Below are 20,054 nucleotides of genomic sequence, written 5' to 3'. Positions count from 1 at the left end.
CAGATCTATGGTCTAAAATTTCTACTTTCTAAAAAATGTTGCTTCAAATGTAGAACTATTTCCAACATTATCCGTGACAATTATTTTTAATTCGTTCTTAGTATCTTTAACGACATTATCATTAAAATCGTGTATAAGTGTGTTTTGCTTATAATCGTATTCCATTAAAATCCACTTTCCATTTACTGTAGCTCTGTATTTACTTATTCCTGTTAACTCGTCGTCAATTTTAAGTTTAAGATAGCGATAGTTACTTATCCATTTTTTATCTGTAAAATTGGTTGGTGTTATAGTTGGCGGTTCCGTATCCATTGATAAAGCATAGGTGCCTAATGCTTTAGATTTTGCAGTTAAAACATTTCCTTTACGTGAAGTCAAAGCATAGTAAGGCTTTTTATAAGAACCATAAAACCTAGCAATATAAAGTTTGTCTTGATGTTCTTTTTTATAATTACTTAAGTCGTAATTTATGTAGAAATTCTTTTGCATCGCAACGTTATCATCTCCCAAAAAAATAGTATCAGAACTTACCTTGAAATCTATATAGGTATCATCATACAAGGTGTTTTTATAGAAATTTACGGTATAATTACCTGAAGTTAATGTTGACATTTTATCACTGTAAACTAATGATTGCTTAGAGCGATCTATAGCGGTAGTATCTTTTTTTATTGTTTCTAATTTACCATCTATAGGGATTACAACCCAAGATTCATTGCCGTTATAATCTCTAATTCTCATCTTATAAACAGAGGCTGTACTGTCTTCAATTTTAACGTAGCCCTTATCGTAAGCGTCTTTATAAATACTTAGAGGATTATTTTTTTCAATAAATAGTTTCTGAATTTTAGAGCGTTTTCGAACGTAGTATTCATAATCGACAAGACGTTTAATATGTTTACTTTCATCGAAGCTAATACGTTTAAAATCTATTTCTAAACTTTTATTTCCATTAAAAAAGGTTTGAATATTACTTACACCGTTATTATTCGGTGCTAAATCTTGCTTGTCGTTAGAGGTAACCCCAAATCCAATATTTCCGTAAGCTTTAATTTTTTCAACAGCATAATCACCTGTTTTCTGTGGAATTAAGCGTAAGGGCACTCTTTCATTTTTTCCATTAATAATTGCGTTTTCGTCTTTAGGATAGGCAAATACCGCAGTGACGTAGGGTGCTGTAGAATCTTCTACTTCTATACCAAAGAGTAATGGATTCATTGTACGTTCTAAGTTGTCTCTAATTTCGAAATGTAAGTGAGGACCGCCAGAACCACCCGTATTTCCTGAATAGGCAATAACTTCATCAGGCTCTATTAAAAGTTCTTCAGAATGAGGGAAAACTTCAACTTCATAACTCTCTTTGTCATATTGACATTGTTTAATATAATCTTCTAATCGTTTAGAAAATTTTTGAAGATGCCCATAAACGGTTGTATAGCCATTAGGATGTGTAATGTAGATGGCTTTTCCGTAGCCAAAATGAGAGATTTTAATTCTACTTATGTAACCTAGTGCTGCCGCATAGACTTTTAAACCTTCTCGTTGTTGTGTTTTAATATCTAATCCAGCATGAAAATGTGTAGAACGTAATTCGCCAAACGTACCCGAAAGTACAATAGGAATATCTAAGGGGTCACGAAAATAATCTTGAGGATATTCCGATTGTCCATATAATGAACTAGTTAATAAAAAGAGAATTAAAAATTGTTTCATAAGATCTGCTATAACAGCTAAAATATTAATTTGCTTACATTTTGCAAACACTAAAAAGATATAATTTTATTAACGAGAAATTTCTGTTGAACTTATAATATTACCAAATTAAAATTTAAATCACGAATATTATAATTCTATCAAGAAGTATTTACGCGTCGTAGATAAAGATAAAGGTTGGTGTATGGGCAATTTAGAATATAAATAAAGTTTTATAAATGAATTTTATTTTATTTGATTTTGAAATTGATGTGGCTTAATGAAAAATAATTGTAAAACAATTGTGATTATTGATTTGGTATGTTAACTTTGTTTAAATAGTATTGAATTGCTTTAATGAGTAAAATAGGAGACATTGTTGATGCGCTGGAGAATAAAATCAATAAGATTTTGCAAAAGCAAGCGGTTTTAAAACAAACCAACGCTGAGCTTGAGATTCAGTTAGAGCAGCAACAACAAAAGCTTTTAGAGCAGCAAGAAGAGATTTCTGCTTGGGTGGAAAAATATGACACACTCAAAATGGCGAATTCAATGCTTGGTAGTGACGAAAATAAACGAGAAACAAAACTCAAAATAAATGCACTTATTAGAGATATTGACCATTGTATTGGGCAACTCTCAGAATAATGTTGTAAATTTAGATTATAATGCCAGAACAATTAAAAATTAAACTTTCTATTGCAAATAGAGTTTATCCGTTAACGATAAACCCTAGTCAAGAAGAGGGTTTACGTAAAGCCACAAAAAAAATAGAGGCTATGATTGGGCAATTTGAGCAGAATTACTCTGTAAGAGATAAGCAAGATGTTTTGGCAATGTGTGCCTTACAATTTGCGGCTCAAGTAGAGCAAAAATCAATAGATAAAGAGTATGTTAATGAAGAGGTTCAAGAAAAGCTAAATGCTTTAAATGAACTTTTAAATCAACATATTTAACTCGTACGTTCTTTAAAATAAAATAAGGTTACTGCCTACATTAGTTACATTTTTTGATAAACTCAACGATCAATTCTTTAAAAAGGGTGAGTTTAAGTTGTAAAATCGTGCTGTTAGTACTGAACTTGTTTCAGTGTCTTAGACAGATTTTTGATCAGCTTGTTAGCCCTATACTTGTTTTTAAGGAGTTTATACAAAACCAAAACTGATGTAGGCTTTTTTTATACACTAAAACTAAATAATTAAGATGGATACTAACACAATGATATTTATTGTTGGAGGATTAATAATAGGAGTAATAATAGGATACTTTATAGCAAAAGCTTTAGAAAAAGGGAAGGCTTCAAAATTAATAGCTAATGCTGAGCTTGAAGCAAAATCAATTTTAAAAATTGCTAAGTCTGATGGAGAATCATTAAAGAAAGATAAAATATTACAAGCTAAAGAGAAGTTTATTGAATTAAAATCAGAACATGAAAAAGTAATTTTTTCTCGTGATAAGAAAATGGCTGAAGCTGAAAAGCGTATTAGAGATAAAGAATCTAATATTTCTAATGAACTTAGTAAAGCGAAAAAGTCTAATCAATCTTTAGAGAGTAAAATAAAAGATTACGATTTTAGATTAGAATTCTTAGATAAGAAGGAAGAAGAGATTGAGAAATCTCATAAAAATCAAATTAAGCAGTTAGAAGTTATTTCTTCTTTATCTGCAGAAGAAGCTAAGTCGCAATTAGTTGAGTCACTTAAAGAAGAGGCTAAAACAGATGCTATGGCTTTTATTCAAAATCATGTTGAAGAAGCTAAATTAACAGCACAACAAGAAGCTAAGAAAATTATTATTAATACCATACAGCGTATTGGTACAGAAGAGGCAGTTGATAACTGTGTATCTGTATTTAATATAGAATCAGATGACGTTAAAGGTCGTATTATTGGTAGAGAAGGTAGAAATATTAGAGCTATTGAAGCGGCAACAGGTGTAGAAATTATTGTAGATGATACGCCAGAAGCAATTATTTTATCTTGTTTCGATTCTGTAAGACGTGAAATTGCACGTTTATCATTACACAAGTTAGTGACAGATGGTAGAATACATCCTGCTAGAATTGAAGAAATTGTTAAGAAAACAGAAAAACAAATAGAACAAGAAATTATAGAAGTAGGTAAGCGTACGGTGATCGATTTGGGAATTCATGGTTTACACCCTGAATTAATTAAGATGGTAGGTCGTATGAAATATCGTTCTTCTTACGGACAAAACTTGTTACAACACTCGCGTGAAGTTGCTAAACTTTGTGGAGTTATGGCTGCTGAGTTAGGGTTAAATCCTAAATTGGCTAAGCGAGCAGGATTATTACATGATATAGGTAAAGTGCCTTCATCCGAAACGGATGTTGAAACTCCACATGCAATTTTAGGTATGCAATGGGCAGAGAAACATGGTGAGAAGCCAGAAGTTTGTAATGCTATAGGTGCTCACCACGATGAAATTGAAATGACAACTTTACTTGCACCAATAATTCAGGTTTGTGATGCTATATCTGGTGCAAGACCAGGAGCTAGACGTCAAGTTTTGGATTCTTACATACAGCGTCTTAAAGATTTAGAAGATGTAGCCTTTGGGTTTACAGGAGTAAAGAAAGCTTATGCAATACAAGCAGGTAGAGAATTACGTGTTATTGTAGAAAGTGAAAAAGTTACAGATGATAAAGCGGCTAGTTTATCTTTTGAAATTTCTCAGAAAATTCAAACAGATATGACATATCCAGGGCAAGTAAAAGTGACTGTAATTAGAGAAACTAGAGCAGTTAATATAGCCAAGTAAATAAAACTACTTAAGTATAGAATAAAAAAAGCACTCTAATTTAGAGTGCTTTTTGTTTTTGGAATGTTAAAGTAAAGGCTGTACCGTGGTGTAGTGTACTTTCAATTTGTATTTCACCTTGTAAAGCTTCAACTTGTGTTTTGGTTATAAATAAACCGATACCTCGAGAATCCGATCTTTCTGTACCATGAAACGTTTTATACATTTCAAAGACGTGATTTTTATGTTTATTTAAATCGATACCAATACCGTTATCAGAAATTAAAATTTTAATGGTGTCTTTTGTATGAATCGATTGAATGATAATTTGAGAATCCTTCTCTGGATCTGAATATTTTATACCATTAGAAATTAAGTTATAAAATATACTTTCCAAATAAGCTTTGTTGGTTAGAAAAGATTCATCCTTCCTTAAAGCATTGTGTATTGTAACACCGTTTTTAGAACTATCAATGGTTAAACTTTCAATTATTTTATCAGTAAAATTAGAAAGATCAATTCGTTCATTTAGTTCGCTAATATCAGTTTTAGATCTAATACTTACTATATCATCAAGATCTACTATAGTTGTAGTTAAAGACTCTGAAATGGATTGGAGATGACCTATTAATTCTTCCTTTTCATTTTCAGAATTGGCTTCATCATAAAATTCTAAAATATTTTTAAAATTACCGATATGAGTTTTTAAGTTATGAGAAACGATATGGGTAAAACTATATAGTCTTTTATTCTGACTAGTAATGAGTTGAAGATTCTTTTTAAGAAGTTCTTCATTATTTTTAGAACTTGTTATGTCGGTGTGTGTGCCAATGATACGACTAGGTTTATTATTTTGATCCTTTTCTATAACCTTTGCTTTGTCTAATATCCATTTGTAATCACCGTTTTTACAACGAATTCTATATTCGTTTTGGTATAGATTAAAAGTACCATCTAAAAATAACTTAAAGTCTTTAAAATAAACATCTTTGTCTTCTGGATGTATCTTGTCATCCCAAAATTTAGAACTATTTATTATTTCGGCTTCATCATAACCTAAAATTTGCTTAGACTCTTTTGAATAAAAAACTTTATTAGTTTTAAAATTCCAATCCCAAAGTCCAATATTAGATAGTTCTAACGCAATTTTATGCTTATCCTCTTCGATACAATGCTCTTTTAGTGCATCTTTTTTGTATCGAACTGAAATGTAGTTTCTTAAGCTAAGACTAGGGAATTTCATGGTTTTATGCTTTGTATTTGGACACTAGCGAGAGGAATTTGTCACAATATATAACCTTATTTTCTTCGGTTTATGTGCTTTTATAACTTTTAGAGAATCATAAGATAATATTCATGTACTGTAAACTTAACTTATTGTCAGGAGATTAGCAATAAATAAATCACGAAACTTAGAGTGTTAAGCTATAAGAATTGATTGATATTAATTCTTGATGGTAAAGAAACTCATGCTTTAGGGATGAGTAAGGTTATTGAATTAAATTATTGTCTTGGGTGAAATTTATTTAAAACATCACTTAAATGTGAGCGATCTAAGTGCATATAGATTTCTGTAGTCGTTATACTTTCATGACCAAGCATCATTTGTATGGCTCTTAAATCGGCTCCGTTTTCTAATAGGTGTGTAGCAAAAGAATGTCTAAATGTATGTGGTGATACATTTTTATTTAATCCAGAGTTTTTAACTAACTTTTTTATAATCGTAAAAACCATTGCTCTAGTTAATTTCCCTCCTTTATAATTTAAGAACAAAACATCCTTAGATTCAGGGTTAACGCTAATGTGATTTCTGATACTTATCCAAATATTTATATAATTTTGTGTGGAAGTGCCAATGGGAACAAAACGTTGTTTATTACCTTTTCCGGTAACTTTTATAAAACCTTCTTCAAAAAATAAATCTGATAGTTTTAATTCTATTAATTCACTTACTCGTAGGCCGCAGCTATAAAGCATTTCAATTATAGCTCTATTACGTTCGCCTAAATTTACTCCACTATACTGGTAACTTAAATCAATGGCATTAATTAATTTGTCTATATCTTGTATGGTTAAAGTATCTGGTAATTTTCTGCCAATCCGAGGAGTTTCAATTAAATCAAGTGGATTTGTAGTTCTGTAGTTTTCAAAAATAAGGTAATCGAAAAAATTACGAAGTCCTGAAATTAAACGGGCTTGAGATCTAGGATTAAGACTTTTTGAAACAGCGTAAATAAATTCTTTAACAATATTTGTGTTAATGTTAAGGGGAGATGTCTCTATTGTGTTCTCTTCAAGGTATGAAATAAGTTTTTTGATATCGTAATTATAATTTTCAATTGAGTTTTTAGATAAACCACGTTCTAGTTGAAGATAATGTTTATAATCTGTAATCGCTTGTTCCCATTTCATGGTTAAAAATAAGGATTTATAGTTTGAAAAATTCTATTATGCATTTAACTTTTTAATTCTAAAAATGAAAAGATCGTAATCTTTTGGTTAATTAAAAAATAACATTAACTAGAGGTGTGTTATTTTTCTTTTTTGTATTTAAAAATAGACATTTTATGTAAAAACCTGTAAATCAATTTATTATTCTCTTATCAGGTTTAAGAGGTAGAATCATCGATAAAACGCGTTAAATTTTAACATTTAAGAGGTTTTTGAATAGGTTTCAAAAGTTATTTTTGAGCATCAATTCAAACAAAAATCAATTTAAAATTATGAAAAAATTATTACTTATTACAGCTGTTGCTGCTCTTGGATTTTCAAACGTAAATGCACAAGAAGTTAATTTTGGTGCTAAAGCAGGTCTTAACTTTTCTTCATTTAGTGGTGACGACACAGAAGAGCTTGACGGTTTAACATCTTTTCATATTGGAGGTGTAGCTGAAATTTCTATTTCAGATAAGTTTTCTGTACAGCCAGAATTACTATATTCTATACAAGGAGCAAGTGCTGAGGATTCTTATTCTGAATTTGGATACTCAGGAAGTTCAGAATCTACTGTAAAGTTAAGTTATCTTAATATTCCAATTATGGCTAAGTATTATATAGCTGAAGGTTTTAGTGTTGAAGCAGGACCTCAAATTGGTTTATTGCTTTCTGCTAAAGAGGATTATGAATATTCAGAAACTTTTGAGGGAGAAACTTTTTCTGAATCTGGCGATGAAGATGTCAAAGATAGCTATAAAGGAATTGACTTAGGTTTTAATTTTGGTCTTGGTTATAAAATGGATAGTGGTCTAAACTTTTCAGCTCGTTATAATTTAGGCTTGTCTAATATTTATGATGGAGAAGGTTCTGATGATTATTCTATAAACAATAATGTTTTACAAGTATCAGTTGGTTTTTTCTTTTAATTAAAAGAAAAATTAATAACAAATAAAAACCGAAGCAATTGCTTCGGTTTTTTTATGCGCTTATTTTAATATCTTTACTTTATGAAAAAATTAATTATCATAAACGGCCCCAACCTTAACTTATTAGGAAAGCGTGAAACTAATATTTACGGTAATATGACTTTTACAGAGTTTTACGATTCTGTGGTACATAAATATGCTAATGTAGACTTAGAGTATTTTCAATCTAATATAGAAGGAGAGCTAATAGATAAAATCCAAGAAGTAGGTTTTAATTACGACGGTATTGTTTTAAATGCCGCGGCTTATACCCATACGTCTGTAGGAATTGGAGATGCCGTAAAAGCGATTACAACTCCAGTAGTAGAAGTACATATTTCTAATACGTTTTCTAGAGAAGATTTTAGACATCAGTCGTATATTTCGCCTAACGCTAAGGGGGTTATTTTAGGTTTCGGTTTGCAAAGTTATGAACTAGCTATTGAAAGTTTTTTAAACGAATAGTAAGTAGTACTTATTAATATTTAAATTGATTAAAATGAAAAACGTTCTTCAAATAGTCATTTTACTTATAATTTTAATGGGTTCATTTAGTCTACAAGCACAAACTAAATTAGGAATTAAAGGTGGTTTTAATTTTACATTTTTAAATGAAGAACAAGGTAATTTTGGGGCCAACCAAAAAGTTCAAACGGGCTACTATTTTGGTGCCTTTACAAATCTTAATATTAAGAATAAATTTAATTTACAACCCGAGTTACTCTTTATAAGTTTAGGAGATTTTAAATTTTTGAATGCACCAATATATTTTAAATATAATATTAATGACGATTTTAACATTCTTGTGGGTCCAAGTATTAATTATTTCTTCGACTTTTTTAATGCCAAACTTAAAGTTCGCGTAGATTTAGGATTAACTTATAATTTATCTTCACGTTTAGATTTGCAAATGAAATATACAATTGGTTTTGAAGAAATAGCACCAAATGGAATATTTTTAGGGTTAGGTTTTAAGTTATGAGAATTAGGTTTTTCTTTAAAAGAGTTAATGATTTAATGCATTGAGCTGCCGACTAAATAAAACTTTTCCGATTATTTTTTAGAAGAAATCATCATCTTGTTAAACTGCTGTTAAGCCTTATTGTTAGGTGCTTTACGGTATATAAATTTGTTCTTTTAACTCAAATAAAACAATCAAGATAATGAAAAAATTAATTGTATTTACCGGAGCATTTTTATTTGCATTAACATCAATTAATGCACAATCAGATTCAAAAGCATTTCAATTAGGAGCTAAAGGAGGAGTCAATTTCTCTAAGCTCAGTGGTGACGATTTTGATGATGTAGATTCAAGAACAAGTTTTAACGCAGGTTTAGTTGCCGAGCTTCCAATTTCTGAAAGATTCTCTTTTCAACCAGAGGTATTTTACTCGGGGCAAGGTTTTGATATTTTAGAACGAGATCAGGATAATGTTTTTGATACCGATCAAAATGTAGAGTATCAACTAGACTATATTCAAGTTCCTTTGTTGCTAAAGGTTTATTTAGTAAAAGGATTAAGTGTTGAAGCAGGTCCACAATTTGGATTTAAAATTCATGAAGAATTCGATACAGAACCAAATTCTGACGGTGGAGATATTGAAATTGATAGTGATGATTCTTATGTTAAGGATTTTGACACAAGTTTGGCACTTGGTACATCGTATAAGTTTGATAGTGGTTTCTTTTTAAGTGCACGTTATACTAAGGGGTTGACAAATATTTTTAAAGATGATACACTTTTTGAAAACGTTGATGGTAAAAATGATGTATGGCAATTTGGTTTAGGGTTTATGTTCTAAACTAAACATCCTAAATAATAGTATAAAGAAAGTTCCAGTTAATTCTGGAACTTTTTTTTGTTTTATAGCTTGACAAATGTATCTTTTAATGATTCATTACTGAATAGTAGAATAAAAAGTTTTGGAGTGGGGTAGACGTTTTTAGTTTAAACGAAAGTTCACTATTTAGATGAATATATCAGCAGAAGTATTACAGTTTCAATTTAAATGGACATAAGTATAAAGGTTTGTTTAACTAATTAATAACTAAAGAGTTAATTAGTTACACTTGAAAATGTTCTATTTTTGATATTAACTACAACTATTGACTCTATGACATTTACTGTAAAACATTTGATATTTATCATTACTTTTTCGAGCGTGTATATAATGTCTAGTTCAGAATCTTTTGGACAGCAAGCCTCACAATTTGCTACATTCCAAGAAGATTTAGCGTCACAAAATTGGGATTTAGCAGTTAATGGAATTTTCTTAACTAAGAACATTTCTTTTACTGCAAATCAGTTTGAATTTTTAAATGCAGAAGCTAGTTTAATAGAGGTTCCATTGTTATATAAGGTGAAGATAACCGATAAATTGAGTCTTCTGTCTGGGGTGAAATTAGATTTTTACAAAATACAGCAGCGTTTATCTGCTGATGTAGGTGTTTCAATATCTACGGGCTTACAATACGATATAAATAACAATGCCTTCATTAATGCTGGGTTTAATTTCCTAACGAGTAACAGAGGTAATGTTTACAATTATAACTATGGAGATATTTCTAGCTTTTACTTAAAAACCGGAATTAAATTTTGAAAAAAAAAAATGCGCTTCAATTTTTGAAACGCATTTTTAATATATTAAACCATCCGAGTAATAACTCAGTCCCTTTTAATAAGGTTGTTATAGCTTATAAATGAATTACTTCATCATAAGCAGCTGCAACAGCTTCCATAACCGCTTCACTCATTGTTGGGTGAGGATGTACTGTCTTTAGTACCTCATGACCTGTAGTCTCTAACTTACGACCTAAAACAGCTTCTGCAATCATATCGGTAACACCAGCACCAATCATATGGCATCCTAACCATTCGCCATATTTAGCATCAAAAATTACTTTTACAAAACCTTCTTTATTTCCGCCAGCACTAGCTTTTCCTGATGCAGAGAATGGAAATTTACCAATCTTAACATCTAAACCTTGTTCCTTAGCTTGTGCTTCAGTTAAACCAACACTAGCGATTTCTGGTGAACAATATGTACAGCCAGGAATGTTTCCATAGTCTAAAGCTTCAACATGTTGACCAGCGATTTTTTCTACACAAAGAATCCCTTCCGCAGAAGCAACGTGTGCTAAAGCTTGCCCAGGTGTTACATCACCAATAGCGTAATAACCAGGGATATTAGTTTGGTAAAAATCGTTAACTAAGATTTTATCTCTATCAACAGCAATACCAACATTTTCTAAACCAATATTTTCAATATTAGATTTTATTCCAACAGCAGATAATACAATATCAGCTTCTAAAGTCTCTTCTCCTTTTTTAGTCTTTACAGTGGCTTTAACACCAGCTCCCGATGTATCAACAGAAGTAACTTCAGCAGAAGTCATTATTTTAATGCCTGCCTTTTTAAAGCTACGTTCTAATTGTTTAGAAACATCATCATCCTCAACAGGAACGATTTTATCTAAATATTCTACTATAGTAACCTCAGTTCCTATAGAGTTATAAAAGTATGCGAATTCTACACCAATAGCACCAGAACCTACAACAATCATCTTTTTAGGTTGCTCTTGCAATGTCATTGCTTGTCTATAACCAATTACTTTTTTGCCATCTTGAGGCAAGCTAGGAAGCTCGCGAGAACGCGCACCAGTAGCAATAATTATATGGTCTGCAGAGTACTCTGTTCCATCAACATCAATCTTCTTACCTGTTTTAAGTGTACCAAAACCTTCAATAACGTCGATTTTGTTCTTTTTCATTAAGAACTTAACACCATTACTCATTCCATCAGCAACACCACGGCTACGTTTTACTATAGCATCAAAATCGTGTTCAGCATCTTTAACTTTTAATCCGTAATCTTCAGCATGTTTAAGGTATTCAAATACTTGAGCAGATTTCAAAAGGGCTTTTGTAGGAATACAACCCCAATTTAAACACACACCACCAAGACTCTCCTTTTCTACAACAGCAGTTTTAAATCCTAATTGTGATGCTCTAATTGCAGTTACGTAGCCACCAGGACCACTTCCTAATACTATAATATCGTATTTACTCATGGGTAAGTTATTTTAATTGAATTTTTGTATTTACAAAAGTAACAAATTCCGAAAACAAAATCCCAAAATATGAAGCGTTTAAATTGTACGAAATCTAGATAAATGGGTATTTGTACCCTTTTTTATTTAAGGAAGCACAGGTCATAAATATTTAACATGTGGTTTCTTAAAAATAGTGTTTAATTTTCAGCTGGTACAAAAGTTAAAGCATCACCATTTATACAATGTCTTTTTCCTGTAGTTGCTCTAGGCCCATCGTTAAATACATGTCCTAAATGCCCTCCACAATTAGCGCAATGTTCTTCATCTCTAGTATAACCAATTTTAGTATCTGTTCCGAAAGCAACATTGCCTTCAATAACACGATCAAAACTTGGCCAACCTGTGCCAGAATCAAATTTATGTTCACTTTTAAATAAAGCAATGTTACATGCAGCACAATGGTAAACACCTTCTTTATGATTGTTATTTAATGCGCTAGAAAACGGACGCTCAGTGCCAGCTTCTCTTAAGACATGATATTGCTTATCAGTGAGCTGAGTTTTCCATTCAGCATCAGTTTTAGTTACGTTAAAGGTAATATTTTCGCTTTCTGCAGTTTTATTTTTCTGCGCAGAACTATTACAACTGAATATAAAAGTCGTTAAGGCAATTATTAAGATCTTTTTCATTTTTCTAAGTTTATTAAATGCATTTTCTTTAGTAAGTCGAGAAAGCCTTTCTATAATTACTTAATTCTTCTAATTTATTTATAGATACCATGATTTATTTAAAAAAATAAGTGTTAAATTTAGAAACAAATAGTTTAAAATAATGAAGATACTCCATTTAAGCGCAGAATGTTACCCTATAGCAAAAATTGGGGGTTTGGCTGATGTTGTTGGTGCTTTGCCAAAATATCAAAATGAAGTAGGTGAGGACAGTGCGGTAATAATGCCGTTTTACGATAATAAGTTTACAGCTAACAATAGTTTTACTACTATTTTTAATGGTGAACTTACGCTAGGTAACGCAGTGTATCCTTATAGTTTATTAAAAACAACAGATGATGTTCTAGATTTTGATGTGTTTTTTATACATATTGAAAACTTGCTTTTTGAAAAATATGTTTATTCCGAAAATGATATTAATCGATTTTTAGCGTTTCAAATTGTTGCTTTAGATTGGATTTTAACTTTAGAAAATCCACCAGATATTCTTCACTGTCATGATCATCACACAGGGTTAATTCCATTTATGGCTCAAGAGTCTTTTAAGTATCAGTCTTTAAATCAGATTCCTGTAATTACCACCATTCATAATGCCCAATATCAAGGTTGGATGTCTTATGAGCATTTACATAAAATACCACAATTTAATATAGAAAAGATTGGTTTATTAGATTGGGATAAATGCATAAATCCTTTGGCTGCGGCTATAAAGTGTGCATGGCGTGTAACAACTGTATCACCTAGTTACATGGAAGAACTTAAGCATCATGCTAATGGACTAGAGCATTTATTATCGCAAGAAAGCACCAAGTCAGTTGGTATTTTAAATGGAATAGATACCGATGTTTGGAATCCAGAAACGGATGATTTTATTATTAAAAATTACAATAAAACAACTATTGCCTCAGGAAAAAAAGCAAATAAAAAATGGCTTTGCGAAACGTTTAATTTAGATGAACAGAAACCATTAGTGGCATTTATAGGACGATTGGTTGGTGAAAAAGGGGCTGAATTATTACCCGCAGTTTTTAAAAATGCACTTCAAGAACAAGAGATAAATATTTTACTATTGGGCTCTGGGTTTAAAGAAACTGAAGAACAGCTTAGTTCATTAAAATCAGAATTTGAGGGGAACTATAATGTATATATTGGTTATGATGAAAAATTATCGCACCTCATTTATGCTGGTGCAGATTTTTTATTGATGCCGTCTCGTGTAGAACCGTGCGGACTTAACCAAATGTATTGTTTAAGATATGGAACTGTGCCTGTAGTTAGAAGTATTGGAGGACTTAAAGATACTGTTATAGATATCGCTAAGGGCGGCTTTGGAATTTGTCATGACGAAGTTACTGTTGCCGATATAAGCAGCGCTATTGATAGAGCTTTAAAATTATATAAAAAGAAAACCCAATTCAACGCTAATAGAAAATTTGTAATGAGTATTGATCACTCATGGAAAGTTTCAGCAAATGCCTACATCAATTTATACAACTCAATAAAACAACACTATGATTAACGACAGAGTATTATCAATTATCCTAGGAGGAGGACAGGGGTCTCGGCTGTATCCATTAACTGAAAAAAGATCTAAACCAGCAGTGCCAATTGCAGGTAAATACAGGTTGGTAGATATTCCTATTTCTAATTGTATTAATTCTGATATGAAACGTATGTATGTCTTAACGCAGTTTAATTCTGCCTCTCTAAATAGACATATTAAGAACACATATCACTTTAGTTTTTTTAGTTCTGCATTTGTAGATGTATTAGCGGCAGAACAAACAATTAAAAGTGACAAATGGTTTCAGGGTACAGCCGATGCCGTCAGACAAAGTATGGATCATTTTTTACAACATGATTTTGAGTATGCTTTAATTCTATCAGGTGATCAATTATATCAAATGGATTATAATGATATTATTGACAAACATATTGAAAGTAAAGCAGATATTTCAGTAGCAACCTACCCTGTAAATGCGAAGGACGCCACTTCATTTGGGATTTTGAAATCAAATGAAGACAATCTTATTACTTCGTTTATAGAAAAACCGTCTACAGATCTATTAGTCGATTGGAAATCTGATGTTGGGGATGAAATGAGAAGTCAAGGTCGTGAATACTTAGGCTCTATGGGGATTTACGTCTTCAATAGAGAGCTACTTATAGAGTTGATGGCTGATGAAAGTACTGTGGATTTTGGAAAAGAAATTATACCGCAATCCATAGAAAAATATAAAACGGTAAGTTATCCGTTTGAAGGTTATTGGACGGATATAGGAAATATAGATTCGTTTTTTGAGGCTAATATTGGATTAACTGATGATATACCTCAATTTAATCTTTTCGATGCTAAACAACGTGTATATACTAATGCACGCATACTTCCTACATCTAAAATATCAGGAACAAGCTTAGACAGAGCGGTTATTGCAGAAGGTTGCATTATAGGTGCAGCCAAAATTGAAAAATCAGTAATTGGTATTCGTTCGCGAATAGGTAAAGATTCAACCATCATTAACACCTATATGATGGGAAATGATGATTATGAATCTTTAGCAGGAATTAATAAAAATAACACTGAAATTTTAATAGGAATAGGTGAGCGTTGCTATATTAAAAATACAATTATAGATAAAAATGTGCGTATTGGTGATGATGTTAGAATTAATGGAGGATCACATCTAGAAGATATCGAAACAGACAAGTATGTTATTAAAGAAGGTATTGTAGTTATTAAAAAAGGTGCCGTTATTCCTAAAGGATTTGTACTTTAATCTATGGAAAAAGTAATCGCATACAGTCGTTTTACAGATTTTGACATTAACCTTTTTAAGTCTGGTAAACATTATCGTTTATATGAGAAATTCGGTTCGCATTTAACTACAGTTAATGGCGTAGAAGGGACTTATTTTGCAGTTTGGGCACCTAGCGCTAATCAAGTTTCTGTGGTAGGAGATTTTAACTTTTGGAAGGATGATGAATACCTTTTAAATGTCCGTTGGGATTCTAGTGGAATTTGGGAAGGTTTTATTCCTAATGTTATTAAAGGAAGTATCTATAAATACAAAATCCATAGCAATAATAATGGTATTGTTTCCGAAAAAGCAGATCCTTATGCAAGACGTTGCGAACATAATCCTAGCACAGGCTCTATTGTTTGGGAAGATGATTACAAATGGAAAGATAAAACTTGGTTAAAAAAGAGAGCTAAACATAATGCTTTAGATGCACCGTACTCTGTTTATGAAGTTCATTTAGGCTCTTGGAAAAAGCAAATTGAAGAAAATCGGTTTCTTTCTTATGTAGAATTGGCAGATGAATTGGTTAACTATGTAAAGGAAATGAATTTTACGCATGTAGAATTAATGCCTATTATGGAATTTCCATACGATCCTTCTTGGGGATATCAAGTTACAGGATATTTTGCACCAACTTCTCGATTTGGTTATCCTGAAGAATTTAAACTATTAGTCGATAAATTACATCAAAATGATATCGGAATTATTTTAGATTGGGTACCTTCTCATTTTCCAGAAGATGCTCATGGTCTAGGATTCTTCGATGGTTCTGCACTTTACGAACATCCAGATAAAAGAAAAGGCTATCACCAAGATTGGAAAAGTTTAATCTTTAATTACGGACGTAATGAGGTAAAGTCTTTTCTTATCAGTAATGCTTTATTTTGGTTAGATCAATACCATGCCGATGGCTTAAGAGTCGATGCTGTTGCCTCTATGCTGTTTTTAGATTACAGTAGAGAAGATGGCGAATGGGAACCAAATATATATGGTGGAAACGAAAATTTAGAAGCCATGTCCTTTTTAAGAGAAATGAATGAAGCTGTCTATGCTTCTTTTCCAGATGTACAAACTATAGCAGAAGAATCTACCGCATTTCCTATGGTATCTAAACCAACGTTTATGGGAGGTTTAGGTTTTGGAATGAAATGGATGATGGGTTGGATGCATGATACGCTTCAGTATTTTGCAAAAGAACCGATTTATAGAGAATACCATCAAAATGATTTAACATTCTCTATGACGTATGCGTTTACAGAGAATTTTATGTTGCCTTTAAGTCATGATGAAGTGGTTTATGGTAAAAAATCTATTTTAGGAAGAATGCCTGGTGACGAGTGGCAACGCTTTGGAAACTTGAGACTTTTATACAGTTATATGTTTACACACCCCGGAACTAATTTATTATTTCAAGGTGCAGAATTTGGGCAAAGTAACGAATGGGATTTTCAAAATAGTCTCGATTGGCACTTATTAGAATTTAGTCCTCATCAAGGGGTACAACAATTAATAAAAGATTTAAATACATTATACAAGAAACAACCTGCATTATATGAAAAGCAATTTTCAATAGACGGCTTTGAGTGGATTGATTATGGGGATTCTAAAAATTCTGTTTTCACATATATTAGAAAAGGAAATAATAAAGAGGAGGATTTAATCATCGCTTGTAATATGACACCAAGTCCAAAAGAAAACTATAAATTAGGGGTGCCAAGAAAAGGTAAACTGAAAGAGGTTTTTAATAGCGATCAAAAAAAATACTTTGGTACAGGTCAGTATAAAAATAAATTAAAAATAACAAAATCTATTCCTTGGAATTATAGAGATCAATCCGTTGAAATAATTATTCCACCTTTAGGGATGGTAGTTTTTAAGTATTCTAAATAAATAAATTATAAACCTGTTAGTCTCTGCACTATCAGGTTTTCATTTAAAATATAAAGTTAAAAACTTAGAGAAAAGTGTCTATGTTTTATTTTAGTTATCCCTTGATTTTGAATAAGTACTAATGTAACTCCTTAAAAACTATTTATTACAGGTTTCGAAAACGTTATCGTTAATATTAACGATCAATATACTTAGTAACCCTTTTTAATGTTGGTTTTTTTCCGTTTTTTTGTTAGTAATTTTTGCCTAAAAAATTGACTTATGATTATAAACACTGAATTAGAAAATAAGGGGAATTTATTTCCCTCAAAAATCATAAATTTTAAAAAGGATGTTGATAAGCTGTATTTTACTGCAGACAATGATGTTATTTTAGAATTAACTGTTGTTAGAGATAGTTTACTGCGTTTCAGGTACACTACCGTGGGTAATTTTAATAATGACTTTTCATATGCCATAACTAAATACGCTAGTATTGGTTATAATAAATTAGAAATTGAAGAGAAAGAAACTTGTTATGTCGTTACAACATCAAAATTAAGGTGTGAGATTTCTAAAGAAGATATGCGTACTTCTATTTACGATGTTATAGATGGTGTTTTAATAAGTCAAGATGAAAGTGGATTCCATTGGGAAGAAAGTTACGAGCATGGAGGGAATGTTGTAAAAATGAGTAAAGTCTCTAATGATGGAGAAAGTTATTACGGGCTAGGAGATAAGCCAAATCATCTTAATTTAAAAGGAAAGCGTTATAGCAATTGGGTTTCAGATTCTTATGCTTTTGGTAAAGATACAGACCCTATTTATAAAGCCATTCCTTTTTACACAGGCTTACATCAAGGAAAAGCTTACGGAATCTTTTTTGATAATACTTTTGAATCTTCTTTCGATTTTGCGCACGAACGTAGAAATGTAACAAGCTTTTGGGCACAAGGGGGGGAGATGAATTATTACTTCTTCTACGGACCTAAAATGAATGACGTCGTAGAAAGTTATACCGATCTAACCGGAAAACCACATCATTTACCACCACTTTGGGCATTAGGATTTCACCAGTGTAAATGGAGTTATTATCCAGAAAGTAAAGTAAAAGAAATTACGTCAACCTTTAGAAAACTTAAAATTCCTTGTGATGCTATTTATTTAGATATCGATTATATGGAAGGTTTTAGATGTTTTACTTGGAACAAAGAATATTTTCCGGATCCAAAACGAATGGTTAAAGAATTGTTAGATGATGGATTTAAAACCGTTGCTATTATTGATCCAGGAATTAAAATAGACAAAGAGTATTCTGTTTTTAATGAAGCTTTAGAAAAAGATTATTTCTGTAAACGTGCAGACGGCGATTATATGAAAGGAAAAGTGTGGCCAGGAGAATGTTATTTTCCTGATTTCACAAATCCTGAAGTTAGAGATTGGTGGTCAGGACTGTTTCAAGAATTAATTGAAGATATAGGAGTTAAAGGGGTTTGGAATGATATGAATGAGCCAGCCGTAATGGAAGTTCCTAATAAAACATTCCCTGATGATGTTCGTCACGATTACGACGGAAATCCATGTAGCCATAGAAAAGCTCATAATATTTATGGGATGCAGATGGCTAGAGCAACGTATCAAGGTTTAAAAAAATACTCATTTCCAAAACGTCCATTTGTTATTACACGTTCTGCCTATTCTGGTACACAACGTTATACGTCAACATGGACAGGTGATAACGTAGCTACTTGGGAGCATTTATGGATTGCAAACATCCAAGCACAACGTATGGCAATGTCTGGTTTCTCATTTGCTGGTAGTGATATTGGAGGATTTGCAGAACAGCCACAAGGTGAATTATTTACAAGGTGGATTCAATTAGGTGTTTTTCATCCCTTTTTTAGAGTGCATTCTTCTGGTGATCATGGCGATCAAGAACCTTGGGCTTTTGATGAAGATGTAACTGATATTGTAAGAAAGTTTATTGAAATTAGATACCAATTATTGCCTTATTTATATACTGCATTTTGGAATTATGTAGATCACGGAACACCCTTATTAAAGTCTTTAGTTTTATACGATCAAGAAGATGTACAAACACATTATAGAACTGACGAATTTATTTTTGGAGAACAAATTTTAGCTTGTCCTATTTTAGAACCGAATGCTAAAGGGCGTAGAATGTATATTCCAAAAGGGCAATGGTATGATTTCTGGACAGACAATGTTGTAAAAGGAGGTAAAGAAATGTGGGTTGATGCAGATATAGATAGTATGCCTATTTATATTAAAGCAGGAGCTATAATTCCTAAATATCCTATTCAACAATACGTTGGTGAGAAAGAAATTACAGAAATTACCTTAGATGTTTATTATAAAAAAGGCAAAGAAGAAAGTGAGCTTTTTAGTGATGCCAATGATGGTTTCGATTATACTAAAGGACGTTATAGTTTAAGAAATTTTAGTCTAACAGGTAAATCAAAAGAATTGATTATTAATCAGTATAAAGAAGGTAAATTTATTACACCTTATGAAACGTTTAAAATTCAATTACATGGATTGCCTTTTGATATTTTTGAAGTATATTTAGATAACGAAAAGATGGATTTCAAGAGTCAAAAAACTGATAATAATGAATATATTATTGTCGATAAGAATTTTTCTCAGTTACATATTAAAGGCTTAAAGGTAAAATCTTAGTGACTTATTGCCTAGTTTTGTGTCCTAAATATGTTGCTTAGATATTAATA

General features: G+C 31.5%; 17 protein-coding genes and 1 other RNA gene. 13 read left to right on the top strand and 5 right to left on the bottom strand.

Translation table 11 applies throughout. The features are described 5' to 3' along the window. Positions 1-21: 21 nt before the first annotated feature. Positions 22-1,713: a M23 family metallopeptidase gene (locus tag HM985_RS15440; protein WP_179377117.1), complete on the bottom strand. Its 1,692-nt coding sequence runs from the start codon at positions 1,711-1,713 to the stop codon at positions 22-24. 336 nt (positions 1,714-2,049) lie between these two features. Here HM985_RS15440 and HM985_RS15435 point away from each other — a divergent pair, with 336 nt between their 5' ends. From HM985_RS15435 to rny, 4 genes are all read left to right on the top strand, one after another. After that, positions 2,050-2,340: a hypothetical protein gene (locus tag HM985_RS15435; protein WP_179377116.1), complete on the top strand. Its 291-nt coding sequence runs from the start codon at positions 2,050-2,052 to the stop codon at positions 2,338-2,340. Between the two features lie 20 nt (positions 2,341-2,360). Further along, on the top strand, positions 2,361-2,648 hold the full coding sequence (locus HM985_RS15430; protein WP_179377115.1) for a cell division protein ZapA: 288 nt from the start codon (positions 2,361-2,363) through the stop codon (positions 2,646-2,648). A gap of 60 nt (positions 2,649-2,708) precedes the next feature. Then, positions 2,709-2,839: non-coding RNA, 6S RNA (ssrS, locus tag HM985_RS15425), on the top strand. 56 nt (positions 2,840-2,895) lie between these two features. Beyond that, complete coding sequence (gene rny, locus HM985_RS15420) at positions 2,896-4,473, top strand: ribonuclease Y (RefSeq protein WP_179377114.1); 1,578 nt, start codon at positions 2,896-2,898, stop codon at positions 4,471-4,473. A 40-nt stretch (positions 4,474-4,513) separates the two neighbouring features. On the opposite strand, the gene HM985_RS15415 is transcribed toward rny, so the two are convergent. Together HM985_RS15415 and xerA are read right to left on the bottom strand one after the other, a co-directional pair. Then, positions 4,514-5,695 (bottom strand): sensor histidine kinase, encoded by a 1,182-nt coding sequence (locus HM985_RS15415; RefSeq protein ID WP_179377113.1) that lies wholly within the window; start codon positions 5,693-5,695, stop codon positions 4,514-4,516. Positions 5,696-5,955: 260 nt separating this feature from the next. Further along, entirely contained in the window at positions 5,956-6,864 is a 909-nt protein-coding gene (gene xerA, locus HM985_RS15410; protein WP_179377112.1) for a site-specific tyrosine recombinase/integron integrase, read from the bottom strand. 311 nt (positions 6,865-7,175) lie between these two features. Between xerA and HM985_RS15405 the strand changes: the two genes are divergently transcribed. The 5 genes from HM985_RS15405 to HM985_RS15385 all read left to right on the top strand — a co-directional run bounded on the left by HM985_RS15405 (position 7,176) and on the right by HM985_RS15385 (position 10,453). Then, positions 7,176-7,814, top strand: coding sequence for a porin family protein (locus HM985_RS15405; RefSeq protein ID WP_179377111.1), 639 nt, complete (start codon positions 7,176-7,178; stop codon positions 7,812-7,814). Between the two features lie 81 nt (positions 7,815-7,895). Further along, a complete protein-coding gene (gene aroQ, locus HM985_RS15400; protein WP_179377110.1) occupies positions 7,896-8,318 on the top strand; it encodes a type II 3-dehydroquinate dehydratase in 423 nt (140 codons plus the stop codon). A 34-nt stretch (positions 8,319-8,352) separates the two neighbouring features. Next, entirely contained in the window at positions 8,353-8,835 is a 483-nt protein-coding gene (locus HM985_RS15395; RefSeq protein ID WP_179377109.1) for an outer membrane beta-barrel protein, read from the top strand. Positions 8,836-9,016: 181 nt separating this feature from the next. Continuing rightward, positions 9,017-9,655, top strand: a complete 639-nt coding sequence (locus HM985_RS15390) for a porin family protein (protein WP_179377108.1) — start codon at positions 9,017-9,019, stop codon at positions 9,653-9,655. Between the two features lie 369 nt (positions 9,656-10,024). Next, positions 10,025-10,453, top strand: a complete 429-nt coding sequence (locus HM985_RS15385) for a hypothetical protein (protein WP_179377107.1) — start codon at positions 10,025-10,027, stop codon at positions 10,451-10,453. Positions 10,454-10,547: 94 nt separating this feature from the next. On the opposite strand, the gene lpdA is transcribed toward HM985_RS15385, so the two are convergent. Both lpdA and msrB read right to left on the bottom strand, forming a co-directional pair. Next, positions 10,548-11,924, bottom strand: coding sequence for a dihydrolipoyl dehydrogenase (lpdA, locus tag HM985_RS15380; protein ID WP_179377106.1), 1,377 nt, complete (start codon positions 11,922-11,924; stop codon positions 10,548-10,550). 179 nt (positions 11,925-12,103) lie between these two features. Next, positions 12,104-12,595, bottom strand: a complete 492-nt coding sequence (gene msrB / locus HM985_RS15375) for a peptide-methionine (R)-S-oxide reductase MsrB (protein WP_179377105.1) — start codon at positions 12,593-12,595, stop codon at positions 12,104-12,106. Positions 12,596-12,737: 142 nt separating this feature from the next. Here msrB and HM985_RS15370 point away from each other — a divergent pair, with 142 nt between their 5' ends. The 4 genes from HM985_RS15370 (at position 12,738) to HM985_RS15355 (ending at position 20,004) form a co-directional block, all read left to right on the top strand. After that, positions 12,738-14,153, top strand: a complete 1,416-nt coding sequence (locus tag HM985_RS15370) for a glycogen synthase (protein WP_179377104.1) — start codon at positions 12,738-12,740, stop codon at positions 14,151-14,153. Next, positions 14,146-15,411: a glucose-1-phosphate adenylyltransferase gene (locus HM985_RS15365; RefSeq protein ID WP_179377103.1), complete on the top strand. Its 1,266-nt coding sequence runs from the start codon at positions 14,146-14,148 to the stop codon at positions 15,409-15,411. Before HM985_RS15370 ends, HM985_RS15365 begins: the two co-directional genes overlap by 8 nt. A gap of 3 nt (positions 15,412-15,414) precedes the next feature. Further along, a complete protein-coding gene (glgB, locus tag HM985_RS15360) occupies positions 15,415-17,325 on the top strand; it encodes a 1,4-alpha-glucan branching protein GlgB (protein WP_179377102.1) in 1,911 nt (636 codons plus the stop codon). Between the two features lie 261 nt (positions 17,326-17,586). Further along, a complete protein-coding gene (locus HM985_RS15355) occupies positions 17,587-20,004 on the top strand; it encodes a glycoside hydrolase family 31 protein (RefSeq protein WP_179377101.1) in 2,418 nt (805 codons plus the stop codon). Positions 20,005-20,054: the final 50 nt, after the last annotated feature.

The sequence above is a fragment of the Winogradskyella wichelsiae genome, assembly GCF_013403925.1.
In the GTDB taxonomy this organism is placed as follows: Bacteria; Bacteroidota; Bacteroidia; order Flavobacteriales; family Flavobacteriaceae; genus Winogradskyella; species Winogradskyella wichelsiae.
The sequence above is the reverse complement of the archived record's forward strand: the minus strand, read 5'-3'. Positions and strand labels throughout refer to the sequence as shown.